The 12,520-nt window shown below is 67.6% G+C and carries 11 protein-coding genes; 1 reads left to right on the forward strand and 10 read right to left on the reverse strand.

Annotated features, from left to right (window positions below; all coding sequences use genetic code 11):
- Window positions 1-60 precede the first annotated feature (60 nt).
- The gene (queG, locus tag FQU96_RS26155) at window positions 61-1,242 is read left to right on the forward strand and encodes a tRNA epoxyqueuosine(34) reductase QueG (protein ID WP_146544298.1); all 1,182 of its coding nucleotides are present in this window, start codon (window positions 61-63) and stop codon (window positions 1,240-1,242) included.
- A gap of 104 nt (window positions 1,243-1,346) precedes the next feature.
- On the opposite strand, the gene FQU96_RS26160 is transcribed toward queG, so the two are convergent.
- The 10 genes from FQU96_RS26160 to FQU96_RS26205 all read right to left on the reverse strand — a co-directional run bounded on the left by FQU96_RS26160 (window position 1,347) and on the right by FQU96_RS26205 (window position 12,507).
- A complete protein-coding gene (locus FQU96_RS26160; RefSeq protein ID WP_178130710.1) occupies window positions 1,347-2,699 on the reverse strand; it encodes a pitrilysin family protein in 1,353 nt (450 codons plus the stop codon).
- A gap of 98 nt (window positions 2,700-2,797) precedes the next feature.
- Window positions 2,798-4,174 carry a pitrilysin family protein gene (locus FQU96_RS26165; protein ID WP_146544300.1) on the reverse strand — a complete coding sequence of 459 codons (1,377 nt, stop codon included), beginning with the start codon at window positions 4,172-4,174 and terminating at the stop codon, window positions 2,798-2,800.
- Window positions 4,175-4,283: 109 nt separating this feature from the next.
- The gene (locus FQU96_RS26170) at window positions 4,284-4,868 is read right to left on the reverse strand and encodes a DUF3035 domain-containing protein (protein WP_146544301.1); all 585 of its coding nucleotides are present in this window, start codon (window positions 4,866-4,868) and stop codon (window positions 4,284-4,286) included.
- Window positions 4,869-4,880: 12 nt separating this feature from the next.
- Window positions 4,881-5,378: a signal peptidase II gene (lspA, locus tag FQU96_RS26175; RefSeq protein WP_218574865.1), complete on the reverse strand. Its 498-nt coding sequence runs from the start codon at window positions 5,376-5,378 to the stop codon at window positions 4,881-4,883.
- A 121-nt stretch (window positions 5,379-5,499) separates the two neighbouring features.
- Window positions 5,500-8,322, reverse strand: a complete 2,823-nt coding sequence (ileS, locus tag FQU96_RS26180) for an isoleucine--tRNA ligase (RefSeq protein ID WP_218574867.1) — start codon at window positions 8,320-8,322, stop codon at window positions 5,500-5,502.
- A gap of 266 nt (window positions 8,323-8,588) precedes the next feature.
- Window positions 8,589-8,996: an Ivy family c-type lysozyme inhibitor gene (locus FQU96_RS26185; RefSeq protein WP_146544303.1), complete on the reverse strand. Its 408-nt coding sequence runs from the start codon at window positions 8,994-8,996 to the stop codon at window positions 8,589-8,591.
- Window positions 8,997-9,016: 20 nt separating this feature from the next.
- Entirely contained in the window at window positions 9,017-9,991 is a 975-nt protein-coding gene (locus FQU96_RS26190) for an endonuclease/exonuclease/phosphatase family protein (RefSeq protein ID WP_178130711.1), read from the reverse strand.
- An 89-nt stretch (window positions 9,992-10,080) separates the two neighbouring features.
- Window positions 10,081-11,034 carry an endonuclease/exonuclease/phosphatase family protein gene (locus FQU96_RS26195; RefSeq protein ID WP_146544305.1) on the reverse strand — a complete coding sequence of 318 codons (954 nt, stop codon included), beginning with the start codon at window positions 11,032-11,034 and terminating at the stop codon, window positions 10,081-10,083.
- Window positions 11,035-11,067: 33 nt separating this feature from the next.
- Window positions 11,068-12,036 carry a bifunctional riboflavin kinase/FAD synthetase gene (locus tag FQU96_RS26200; protein WP_255468555.1) on the reverse strand — a complete coding sequence of 323 codons (969 nt, stop codon included), beginning with the start codon at window positions 12,034-12,036 and terminating at the stop codon, window positions 11,068-11,070.
- A gap of 30 nt (window positions 12,037-12,066) precedes the next feature.
- On the reverse strand, window positions 12,067-12,507 hold the full coding sequence (locus FQU96_RS26205) for a MaoC family dehydratase (protein ID WP_146544306.1): 441 nt from the start codon (window positions 12,505-12,507) through the stop codon (window positions 12,067-12,069).
- Between the last annotated feature and the right edge of the window lie 13 nt (window positions 12,508-12,520).

The raw sequence follows: 12,520 nt of genomic DNA on the forward strand, positions 1-12,520 counted from the left end.
ACGGCTCAAATTGGTCACGACGGAGTTGAGTCACCGCGCGGCAAAGCGCAGGTTGCGCCGATGACCCGCCATCCCGCTCCGGGCCTGAAACGACGCGCGCCCAGCGATCCGCGCGCGATCCGCGAGGAGATTCGCGCCGAGGCACAGCGCCTGGGGTTCGATGCCGTGGGCTTTGCCGCGGCCCAGGCGCCGCCCGAGCAGCATGACGCCCTGGCCGCCTTCGTGCACCAGGGCTGGCACGGCGACATGGACTGGCTGGCCGACGACACCGAGACCCGTGCGAACCCGGCACGGTTGTGGCCCCGCGCCGGGACATTGATTGCGCTGGGCATGACCTACACCCCGGCCCACGACCCGCTGGCCGTGCTCGCGCAGCGCGATCGTGCCGCGATCGCGGTCTATGCCCAGGGCCGCGACTACCACATGGTGGTGAAATCGCGTCTGAAGGCGCTGGGCCTGTGGATATGGAACCGCTGGGGCCGCGAGCTGAAGGTGTTCGTCGACACCGCGCCGGTGATGGAACGGCCGGCGGCAGCGCGTGCCGGGCTGGGCTGGCAGGGCAAGCACACCAACCTGGTCTCCCGCACGCACGGCTCTTGGCTGTTCCTGGGCGAGATCCTCACCACGCTGGCCCTACCGGCCGACGAGCCCGAGCGCGATCATTGCGGTACCTGCCGCGCGTGCCTGGACATCTGCCCCACCGGGGCCTTCCCCGCTCCCGGGCGGCTCGACGCGCGGCGCTGCATTTCCTACCTCACCATCGAGCATGCCGGCCCGATCCCGCGCGAATTTCGAGCCCCGATCGGCAACCGCATCTATGGCTGCGACGACTGCCTGGCCGTCTGCCCGTGGAACAAGTTCGCGCAGACCGCGCGCGAAGCAGCGTTCGCACCCCGCCCCGGCACCGCGGCACCGCGGCTGACCGACCTTGCCGCGCTCGACGACGCGGCCTTCCGCCGGTTGTTCAGCGGCACCGCGATCAAGCGCAGCGGCCGTGACCGCTTCGTGCGCAACGTCGCGATCGCGCTGGGCAATTCGGCAGATGCTCAGTCCCTGCCGGCGGTGCGGCACCTGTTGGACGACACCAGCCCATTGGTCCGTGGCGCTGCGGTATGGGCATTGATGCAGTTGTCACCGACGGCGTTCAGGGAAGAGCGCGAGCGGCGTCGGGTTGCCGAATCCGATGCCGACGTACAGGCCGAGTGGGATGCTGTCCCTGGTACTCGGAAGCACGCGTCCTGATACAGCTGTCATCCCGAGCGCAGCGAGGGATCTTCTGCAAGTGACGCACGGGTGCGCCTGCACCGAAAGATCCCTCGCTGCGCTCGGGATGATGATCCACTCTACTATTCGCTCGCTGTGACGCCCTGCGGCTTGCCGACGACGGCGGTCACCGTGGCATCCAGCTGCAAGACGCGCTGGGCGATGCGCTTGACGTCCGCCAGGGTCACGCGATCGATCAGTTCCTTGCGGCGCGTCATGTGGTCAGGCGCCAGGCCGTCGACCTGCATGGACAGCAGCAGGCCGGCAATCGACTTGGTGGAGTCCAGGGTCAGCGCCAGCGCACCGTTGAGATAAGTCTTGGCATCGGCCAACTCGGCCTCGGTGATGCCGTCCGTGGCCATCAGCGCCAGCTGTTCGCGGATGATCTTGACCGACTCGGCGACACGTTCGTTGGCGGTGCCGACCGAGGCGATCAGCAGGCCGGCCTGCCGATAGGTCGACAGCCGGCTGTAGGCGCCGTAGGCCAATCCGCGCTTCTCCCGCACCTCGTTCATCAACCGGCCGGAGAAGCCGCCGCCACCCAGCACGTGGTTCATGATCGTGGCAGCGTACCAGTCGGGGTCGTCGCGCTTGAGGCTGGGCATCGCGATCAGGGCGACGCTCTGCGGCACCTCGCGCGCCACCACCAGGGTGCGGCCGCCAGGTCGGCTGGCCTGCGGCGTCCATTTCGGGACATCGGCCGGCCCCGTGGTGGCCGGCAGCGAACCAAAGGCGCGATCGACCAGCGCCACGATCTCGGCTTCGGTCACATCGCCCACCACGGCCAGCCGCAGGCGGTCGCGCGCGAACTGGCGCTTCACCTGCTGGCGCAGATCATCGACCGTGATGGCTTCGATGCCGGCGACGGTGCCGTCGGCCGGCCGGCCGTACGGGTGGCTGCCGAACACCGCCTTCAACAGGGTGCGGTTGGCGACCGAGCCCGGCGACTGCTCGGCCTGCTTCAGGCCGCTCACGAACTGTCGCTGCAGACGCTGGATCGAGTCGGCGTCCAGCCGCGGCTCGGTCAGGGCCAGCCGCAGCAGGTCGATCGATTGCTCGCGATACTCGCGCAGCATGCGCACGCTGCCACTGAAGCGATCAACCGAGACGCCGAAGCTGAGCCGAGCCGCAATATCTTCCTGGCGACCCTTGAAGGCGGCTGCATCGTACGGGCCGGCACCTTGATCCAGCAGCGAGGCGGCAAGCTGGGCCAGTCCTTCCTTACCGGCGGGATCCTGCGCCGAGCCGCCTTCGAACGAAAAGCTGATGGCGATGACGGGCGCCGTGCGATCCTCGACCAGCCACAGCTTGATGCCGGCCGGCGTGGTCAAGGTCTTGATGTCGATAGCGAACGCCGGCGACGTGACGAGGACGGCCATCATCGCAACAATGCCGCCCAGGATGAAGCGGCGCCTTTTCGGACCGCGGGCGTCCACGCCCGCACTCGCTCGCAGCAAAGCGAAGAGCGAACGACTGTCGGCGCTTCCGCGCCGATGCGCGCGTGGACGCGCGCGGTCCCAAAACAGAAGGCGCATCAGCCGTTCTCCGGCAGCAGCAGCGACGTGACGCTGCGGGACTCGTCGAGCACGGCACGCGCCGCTTCCACGATCTGGCCCGACGTGACGGCAACGATGCGGGTCGGCCATTCATCGACGTCGGCCATGGTGCCGCCCGTCGTCAAGGTCGAGCCGTACATCTGCGGACCGCTCGTCAGCGAATCGCGAGCATAGATGGCGGCTGCCAGCAACCGGCGCTTGGCCCGGTCGATCTCGTCGTCGGTCAGACCATCACGCAGCAACCGGACAACCTGCTGCTGCGCCGCCGCCGCGGCATCAGCCACGGTCTTCTGCGGTGCCGGTGTCACGCCGATGCCGAAGCTCGTCAATCCCAGCGTCTGCGCCGAATAACCAGCGCTGGCATCTATGGCGACCTTGCTGTCCAGCACCAGGGTGCGATAGAGGCGGCCGGTCTGGCCGCCTCCCAGCGCCTGCGCCAGGACCTGCAATGCGTAGGCGTGGCGCGTCTCGCCCAGGCGGTAGCTCGGCGCCACATAGTCGCGCGACCATTCTGCCTGTGCGACCCGCCGATCGCGTCGCTCGACGGTACGCGGCAGGCCGGTGCCGATGGCAGTGCTGCGCGTGCGCGGCGGTACCTGCTTGCGTGGGACGGCTGCGTAGTACTTGTCAGCCAGCGCCCGCACGGCATCGCCCGTGGTATCGCCCGCGATCAGCAGGACGGCGTTGTTGGGCGCATAGTGGTGATCGTAGAACGACTGAGCATCGGCAACGCCCAGGCCGCGGATTTCCTGGGCAAAGCCGATCACCGGGATGCCATACCCCTGCCGCCCGTAGAGCGCCTCGCGGGTCACCTCGTCGAGTAACGCTGCGGGCTGGTTGTCGGTGCGCGTCCTGCGTTCCTCCAGCACCACATCGCGCTCGGGCAGCAATTCCTGCTCGGCCACGATCAGATTGGCCATGCGGTCGGCTTCCATCCGCATGACCAGTTCAAGCTGATCGGCAGCGATGGTCTGGTGATAGGCGGTGTAGTCGTAGCTGGTGAAGGCGTTGTCGTTGCCGCCCACCCGCGCGACGATCTTCGAGAATTCGCCGGCCGGCACCGTGGGCGTGCCCTTGAACATCAGATGTTCAAGGAAATGCGCAATGCCCGACTTGCCCGCCGGCTCGTCGGCGGAACCAACCTTGTACCAGATCATCTGGTTGACGATCGGCGCACGCGCCGAGGGCAACACGATGACCTGCAGCCCGTTGGCGAGTTCGAAGGTGGTGGTCGACGGGACCGGCGGCAAGGCCGGCATCGAGACCTTGGTCTGGGCCCGGGCCGACAGCGGTGCCATCAGGCCGAACAACGAGGCCACCGATCCGGCGGCCAGCACATCACGCCGTGTGAGCATAGCGTCCACTGTACCCGAGCCGGGTCCTGATCATCATCACGATGCCGTTGGGATTACTGAGGGCGTGGGCGTCCCCGTGCGCCACGGCGCGAGGACGCTTACGACCGACCTAGAAGATTCCTTCCAGCATGCCCCGCCGGCGGCGCTCGATGGTGGGCGTGCCACCCTTGTTGGGATCGGTGCCGGAAGCCTGCGACTCGCGCAGCCGCTGCTGCTCCTTGGCGGGGTCGAGCACGACGCCGGGTGCCGGCGTGTCCTGCCAGAAGATCAGGCTGTCGATCACGGAGCGGTTGCTGTCGGCGATCACGCGGCTTTCGCGGTTCACCTTGGACCGGATGTCCGGGTCGACCGAAGGACCGCTCTGGCCGGTCCTGGCGAGCAACGCGCTTTCGCCGGCGCTGGGCCCACCGGCCGGCGCACGGCCTCTGGCGCCCGCCGGCGCGGTGCCGCCACCAGTGCCCGTCACGATGCTGCGCGCCTCGTCCGCCGGCGTCTGCTCCTGCGGCCGCGGTGCGCCGGGTTGCGGTGGCCGCAGGTCGGCGTTGGGCGGCATGGCCAGCGGCGCGTGCGCCACGATGCGGAACTCGTCAGGCGACACCTTCTTGGCACCACCCAGATTCTGGAAGGCGGAGCACGCGCCGAGCGCCGACACTGCGCCGATCAATGCGAGACCCCGTACGACCTTGGCTTTCATGTTTGTTCCTCGTCAGCCGTCCCTGCGCCGGCTTTCCTGCGGCCGAAATACCGATTCCACCAACAATGCGGCAACACCCAGCACGATGGCGGCATCGGCCACGTTGAAGGCCGGCCAATGCCAGCCGCTGACGTGGAAATCGGCAAAATCGAACACCGCGCCCCAGAGGGCGCGGTCGATAACATTGCCGACGGCGCCGCCGATGACAAGACCGATGGCCATGGCGGTCCACCGCAACGTAATGCGCCGTAGCCATAGAAAAAGCGCAATGCTGATAGCGACTGCCACGGCCGACAGCATCCAGGGCGGCAGCACGCCGATACCGTCGCCGCCGAGCATGCCGAAGCTGACGCCGCGGTTCCACACCGTCACCAAGTCAAAAAAGCCGGGGATCACCTCGATAGCACCGCCGCGCTCGGTCAGCAGCGCTTTCAGAAGGTGCTTGGAAACCTGATCGACAATCGCAACCGCAACCGCCAGCCCCATGCCGAGACGAACCAGGGGGGTCATGCTCCTCTCCCCCGTGCAGTGGGGAGGCGCCCCTCCGGCTCGGGTGCTTCGACGCAAAGTGTTGAAGTACCGAAACGGCCACCTCCCCCCGCATGGCTGGGGGAGGGATTCTTGCCCGTCATCACGCCGCCACCTTGGGCAGCGCCTCGACGGCGTCCTCGCAGCGGTGGCAGAGTTCGGGGTGCTGTGTGGACGTGCCGACCTCGGGCAGGACCTGCCAGCAGCGCGCGCACTTGCTGCCGCCGGCAATGTCGGACACGACGCCCACGCCCGATACGTCAGGCAGCGTGAAGGCACCGGCCGGCGCCTCCCCCGCCTTCAGGGTGACGTCCGACGTGATGGAGATCTCGGCGAGATCCAGGCCAGCCAGCGCCGCGATGTAGTCCTCGGTGGCGAACACCGTGGGCGCCGCCTGTAGCGAGGAGCCGATGCGCTTCTCGGCGCGCTCGATCTCAAGCGCACCGGTCACCACCCGGCGCAGGGCGCGGATCTTGCGCCACTTCTCGCCCAGCGCCTCGTCGCGCCATGCCGCCGGGATCTCGGGATAGGTGCGCAGATGCACGCTTTCCGGCCCACCGTCGGTGCCGGCACCGGGCCGCGCCAGCCACGCCTCCTCGGCGGTGAAGCAGGCGAGCGGCGCCAGCCAGGCCGTGATGAACGAGAACAGTTCGGCCATCACCGTGCGCGCGGCGCGCCGTCGCGGCGCATCGGGCCGGTCGCAATAGATCGCATCCTTGCGGATGTCGAAATAGAAGGCGCTGAGGTCGACGGCGCAGAAATTGTGCAGGGTCGTCGAGATCGTGTGGAAGTCGAAGTCGTCGACCGCGCGCCGCAGCTCGCCGTCGAGCTCGGCCAGGCGATGCAGCACCCAGCGCTCGAGCTCGGGCATCTCCGCCACCGGCACGCGCTCGGCCGCCGTGAAGCCCGCCAGGCTGCCCAGCAGGTAGCGCAGCGTGTTGCGCAGGCGTCGGTAGGCGTCGGCGTGATGCTTCAGGATATCGGGACCGATGCGCTGGTCCTCGACATAGTCGGAGCCCACCACCCACAGCCGCAGGATGTCGGCGCCATACTGGTCGCACACGTCCTGCGGCGCGATCACGTTGCCCAGCGACTTGGACATCTTGCGGCCCTGCTCGTCGAGCGTGAAGCCGTGCGTCAGCACCGCGTCATAGGGTGCCCGGCCGCGCGTGCCGCAGCTTTCCAGCAGCGAGGAGTGGAACCAGCCGCGATGCTGATCCGAGCCCTCGAGATAGAGCGACGCCGGCCATTTCAGCTCGGGCCGGCCCTCGAGCGTGAAGCTGTGGGTGGAGCCCGAGTCGAACCAGACGTCGAGAATATCTGTCACCGCCTCGTAGCGCGCGTGATCGTAGTCGCTGCCCAGGAAGCGGTGCGGATCCACGAACCAGGCGTCGGCACCCTCCTCACGGAACGCCGCCACGATGCGCTCCATCACCTTGGGATCGCGCAACGGCTCGCCGGTCTCCTTGTCGAGGAACACCGTGATCGGCACACCCCAGGCGCGCTGGCGCGAGACGCACCAGTCGGGTCGCAGCTCGATCATCGAACGCAGGCGGACCTGGCCGGCCGGCGGCACGAAGCGGGTGGCTTCAATGGCACGCAGCGCCACCTCGCGCAGCGAGCCGTCGATGCCTTCGATCGGCCGATCCATGGCGATGAACCACTGCGGGGTGCAGCGGAAGATCACCGGTGCCTTCGACCGCCAGGAATGCGGATAGGAATGCACCAGCGAGCCCTTGGCCAGCAGGGTGCCCGACTCGGCCAGCTTGGTGATGACGGCGCCGTTGGCGTCGCCCGGCCGGCCATCCGGCGTGTAAACGCGCTTGCCGGCGAACAACGCCACCCGCGGGAAGTACGTGCCCTCGCCCGTGACGTAGTCCTCGGCCGGGATGCCGTTCTTGCGGCCGAGTTCGAAGTCGTCGGCGCCATGGCTGGGCGCGATGTGCACCACGCCGGTGCCGGCGTCGGTGGTGACGAAATCGCCGGTGAAGACCGGCGTATCGCGGTCGTAGAATGGATCGAGCCTGGCGAACGGATGGGCGCACACGGTGCCGACCAGATCGTCACCCTTGAACGTTGCCTGGCGCGACATGCGCTCGACGCGCAGCACCGCCTTGATGTCGTCGAACAGCGCCGGCGTGAAGAGCAGCTTCTCACCGACCTTGGCCAGCGAACCGTCGGCCACGGCATCGACCACGTAGACGGCGTATTCAACGTCGCCGGCCACCGCCAGCGCACGGTTGGCAGGGATGGTCCACGGCGTCGTCGTCCAGATCACGATCGATACGCCGTCCAGTGCCGCCTGCGGCGAGCGGACCACCGGGAAGCGCACATGCACCGTCGTCGACTTGTGGTCGTGGTACTCTACCTCGGCCTCGGCCAGCGCCGTCTTCTCGACCACCGACCACATCACCGGCTTGGCGCCCTTGAACAGGCCGCCGTTCATCAGGAACTTGCCCAGCTCGGCAGCGATCGCAGCCTCGGCCGCGAAGCTCATGGTGCTGTAGGGATTTTCCCAGTCGCCGATCACGCCCAGGCGCTTGAACTCCTGGCGCTGGACGTTGACCCAGTGCTCGGCGAAGGCGCGGCACTGGCGGCGGAACTCGACCACCGGCACCTGGTCCTTATCCTTGTTCTTGGCGCGGTACTCCTCCTCGATCTTCCATTCGATCGGCAGGCCATGGCAGTCCCAGCCCGGCACGTAGTGCGAGTCCTTGCCCAGCATCTGCTGGCTACGGGTGACGACGTCCTTGAGGATCTTGTTCAGTGCCGTACCGATGTGGATGTTGCCGTTGGCGTAGGGCGGCCCATCGTGAAGGATGAACTTCTCGCGGCCCTTGGACTCGGCGCGCAGGCGCTCGAACAGCCCGAGGCGCGCCCAGAAGGCCAGCAGCTCGGGCTCCTTCTTGGGCAAGCCGCCGCGCATGGGAAAATCGGTGGCGGGGAGGAAAACGGTCGATCGGTAGTCGGCGGTCACGGCGAGAACTCGTCGTTGGTGGCCGGCGCACAGCGCCGGGGCGGCGTCGAAAAAGTGAGACGAATCAGAGGATTACCCGGCCGCGATCAGCGGGCCGGGCGGCTAATTCGCCCGTCACGGGCGGGCTGCAAGCATATGACGCGCCGCAACAACATCGGCGCAAGATACGAACCGCGCCGCCGGGGGTCAAGGCAGGGCGGGATTGCCTGCCGCGCCTACCTCAGGGCGCCGTCCAGCACCAGCTTCTGCCCGTCGCTGGGAGCGCCCAGATAGGTCTCCGGCATGCCGGTGCGGTAGACCAATGCCCACGCCCGATCGCCGGCCGGGGTGAACAGGAACGCGCTGCCGGACTCCGTGCAATCCATGCGCGGCTCGCATGCCGTGACGAGCCGATAGGGCTGCCCATCGACGGTGACCTGCCGTGACGGAAACGCCAGATAATTGCCCTTTTCCTTCAGGACTTCGACCAGGTAGCCGTCGCGCTCGCCCAGGGGCCGCAGCAGGGCCGCCAGCGATGTGCGGTAGGCCGGCTGTTTGATCAGCTCGTAGAGATAGGGCTCCGCGGCCCGGGCGGATCCCATGAACAGCGATAGTCCCATCGCCACAACGATCAGTCGGCGCATCCAGTCCCCGGTGATGGCTCCTACAGCGCCGTCGGCGCGGCACAGCGGATGGTGGCGACCACCGGCCGGTGGTCGGAGCCGATATCCGGCCCGACACCATAATCGGCAACGCCACAGCCCTTGCCCAGCATGATGTGGTCGATCTTGATGCCGAGCCAGTGCGGCAGGAAGGTCGGCCAGGTGGTCGCCGCGAGATCGGCGTAGCGCAGCGGCGAGGTACGCACCAGCCGCCGCATCGGTGCGCTCCACGGCGTGGCATTGAAATCGCCCACCGCCACCACCGGCCCCGGCGCACTGGCTGCCAGCTGGGCGATGATGTCGAGTTCGGCGTTGCGGCTCTCGACATAAAGCGGGTGGATCGGCGATGCGGGATGGGCGCCGATCACCGTAAACGGCTGGCCCGCGACGTCGAAACGCGCGACCAGGATACCCTGTCCGCGCCGCGGTCCGGCAGCGACGGCAAAGGACGTCCACGGCCGACGCGCGATCATGGTGACGAACGCCGTCCGGCGGGTGGCCTGATGCGGGTAGAGATCGGCGAGCCGGTCGAAGGTGTCGGCCCAGGTCCTGTCGATCTCGGTGAGAACCACGATATCGGGCTGTTCCTGCCGCAACCACTGCTCGACGCGGTGATGCTCGCGATTGAAGAAATAGACGTTCACCGCGGCGATCTTCAGCGGCACGGGAACGTATTCCTCGGCCACGGCGGCGCGGTAGCGGGTTTCGCCCAGCATCGCGTCGATGTTGCCGAAGGCCGCGGCCACCAACATCACCAGCAGCCCCCTGCGGCGCCAACCGGCGGTCAATACCAGCGCTAGCGGGACACCCAGCACGGCTGCGGCGCCGAGGTGCGGACGGAAGTGCGCTGCGTAGTCGAGCCAGGCACTCGCCTCGCCGAAAAAACCGGCGACCGTGGCCAGCGCGATGGCGGCCACAGCCAACAGCAGCAGGACCCTCAGGCTGGCTCTCACAGCATCAATCAGTACAGCGCGCATGCACACCGTCTGTAGCATCGCGATGTGCACGACTCGTGCAAATCATCTGCCGTACCAATGCACCCTGCGCGGCTTTGCGTCGCGCGCCGTCACGTTGCCGACGGCGCACAACGAACAGTCGCCAACACCGGACGGTGGTCCGAGCCAACATCGGGTCCGACAGCGTAGTCGACCAAAGTGCAGCCGTTGCCCAGCATGACGTGGTCGATCTTGATGCCGAGCCAGCGCGGCAGGAAGGTCGGCCACGTCGTGGCGACGAGGTCGGCGTAGCGCAACGGCGTCGTACGCACCAAGCGCCGCATCGGCGCGCTCCACGGCGTCGCGTTGAAATCGCCGACGGCAGCCACCGGCCCTGCTGCCGCGACGGCCTGTTGCCCGATGGCAGCGATCTCGGCATCGCGCACGCGCATGCGGCGCCGGCCCTTGGGTGAGGCGGGATGGGCACCGATCACCGTCAAGATCGTGCCGCCGACATCGAACTTTGCCACCAGCATCGGCTGCCGCGGGCGGAGCCCCGCGATGACGTCAAGGGACGTCCACGGTCGCCGCGCGATCATGGCGACAAACGTCGTGCGCTGCAGCGCCCTATACGGGTAGACGTCCGCCAACCGATCGAGCGCCTCGATCCAGCCCGCCGACGCCTCGACGACCACCAACACATCAGGCTGTGTCTGCCGGATCCATTGCTCGACGGGCGCGTGACGGCCGTTCCTCAAATTCACATTCAACACGCCGATGGTGAGCGTTGCTCCCTCGCCATCCGCCGCCGCAGGGCGCACGCAATAGCGAAACTCGTCGCGCATGGCAGCGATATTGCCCAACGCCATGACGGCGGCCAGCCCGGCAGTGGGCGGCGAATGGAGCACCAGAATCGCCATCACGGCGACCACCGCGGCGGCGATCGCCAGATGCGGACGGAAATGCGCCGCCAGATCGAGCACTTCGTAGCGCGCACCGAAAAAGCCGGCGACGGTGCCGACCAAAACACCGGCGGCGGCCATCAGAACCGCCACCTGCAGAAGCAGTGTCAGGTCAGGGTCCATGTGCTGCTTCGGGCCGGATGGCGCGCCGCTGCCTCATTCACTCGCGCCAGCCAGGATCTTGCGCGCGGCGGCCGCGTCGGCGGCGATCTGGGCCTTCAGCGCATCGAGACCGGCGAACTTCATCTCGGGCCGGATGAAGTCGATGAACTGGGCCCGCACCGTGCGGCCATAGAGATCGCCGTCATAGTCCAGCAGATGGACCTCGAAGTTCTCGACCAGCTTGCCGACCGTTGGACGACGGCCGAGATTGGCGACCGCGTCGCGCCACACGATGCGGCCCTGCTCCTCGAGGCCGGCGCGCACGGCATAGACTCCGAAACGCGGGCGCAGATGCTGGCCCAGCGCGACATTGGCGGTGGGAAAACCGATCGTACGGCCGCGCCGGTCTCCCTGCTCGACCACGCCTTCGACTTCCCATGCCCGGCCAAGCAAGTCGGCGGCTTCGCCGACCATGCCCAACCGCAGCGCTTCGCGGATGCCGGTCGACGAGTAGATCTCGCCCTCGCGCATCACCGGGTCGAGCACCTCGACACCGAAACCAAACGCGGCGCCGAATTCGTGCAAGCGCTCGACATTGCCGCTGCGCCGGGCACCGAACGTAAAATCGTAGCCGCACACGACATGACGCGCGCCCAGGCCGCCGACCAGCACGTCCCGCACGAACGCTTCGGCAGACAACGCCGCGAAGGCCGTGTCGAAGCGCTGCGCCAGCACGGCGCCCACGCCGTGCGCGGCCAACAGCCGCGCCTTGGCCGGCAGCAGCGTCAATCGGAACGGCCCGGTGTTGGGCACGAAGAACGCGCGCGGATGCGGCTCGAAGGTCAACGCCGTCACGGGCAGCGAGCCGGTGCGCGCGAGATCGGCGGCCTTGGCCAGCAGCACCTGGTGCCCGCGGTGCACTCCGTCGAAATTGCCCAGCGGCACCACACCGCCGCGCCATGCCGCGGGTACCGCTTGCCAGTCATCAAAGATGGGGATGTCAGTCACAGCGAACCTACGCACCTTGCCCCTCCCCTTCCGGGGAGAGAGAAATTATGCCGCCGGGCGACGGGGCGCCATCGCCACGGCCTCGCCGTCGATCACGACCGTATCGCCGCAGTGGCATTCCGTCTTCAGGCGGACGCGACGGCGCGTGGCATCGATGTCGACGATCTCGACGCGCGCGGTCACCGTGTCGCCGATCTTCACGGGTGCCCGGAAGTTCAGGGTCTGCGAGACATAGAGCGAACCCGGGCCTGGCAGCTTGGTGCCGATGACGGTCGAGATGAAGCTGCCGCCCAGCATGCCGTGCGCGATGCGCTGGCCGAAGCGCGTCGTCTTGGCGAAACCATCATGCAGATGGATCGGGTTGGTATCGCCCGACACGCCGGCGAAGGCCACGATATCAGCCTCGCTGACTGTCTTGCCGAACACCGCCGACATGCCGACCTTGAGATCCTCGAGGTAATAGCCGTGCATCTCGCTGAAGTTCATTCTGATCGTCCCT

Origin of the sequence: Reyranella sp. CPCC 100927, assembly GCF_007859315.1 — a bacterium.
Taxonomy (GTDB): domain Bacteria; phylum Pseudomonadota; class Alphaproteobacteria; order Reyranellales; family Reyranellaceae; genus Vineibacter.

What these genes read in the sequence shown, in the direction of transcription:
- lspA (WP_218574865.1), bottom strand. Translation starts at nt 5,378, where the DNA reads ATGACCCCCCTGGTTCGTCTCGGCATGGGGCTGGCGGTTGCGGTTGCG.
- ileS (WP_218574867.1), bottom strand. Translation starts at nt 8,322, where the DNA reads ATGCGCGGCGGCTTGCCCAAGAAGGAGCCCGAGCTGCTGGCCTTCTGG.
- FQU96_RS26205 (WP_146544306.1), bottom strand. Translation starts at nt 12,507, where the DNA reads ATGAACTTCAGCGAGATGCACGGCTATTACCTCGAGGATCTCAAGGTC.
- FQU96_RS26190 (WP_178130711.1), bottom strand. Translation starts at nt 9,991, where the DNA reads ATGCGCGCTGTACTGATTGATGCTGTGAGAGCCAGCCTGAGGGTCCTG.
- FQU96_RS26195 (WP_146544305.1), bottom strand. Translation starts at nt 11,034, where the DNA reads ATGGACCCTGACCTGACACTGCTTCTGCAGGTGGCGGTTCTGATGGCC.
- FQU96_RS26185 (WP_146544303.1), bottom strand. Translation starts at nt 8,996, where the DNA reads ATGCGCCGACTGATCGTTGTGGCGATGGGACTATCGCTGTTCATGGGA.
- FQU96_RS26170 (WP_146544301.1), bottom strand. Translation starts at nt 4,868, where the DNA reads ATGAAAGCCAAGGTCGTACGGGGTCTCGCATTGATCGGCGCAGTGTCG.
- queG (WP_146544298.1), top strand. Translation starts at nt 61, where the DNA reads ATGACCCGCCATCCCGCTCCGGGCCTGAAACGACGCGCGCCCAGCGAT.
- FQU96_RS26165 (WP_146544300.1), bottom strand. Translation starts at nt 4,174, where the DNA reads ATGCTCACACGGCGTGATGTGCTGGCCGCCGGATCGGTGGCCTCGTTG.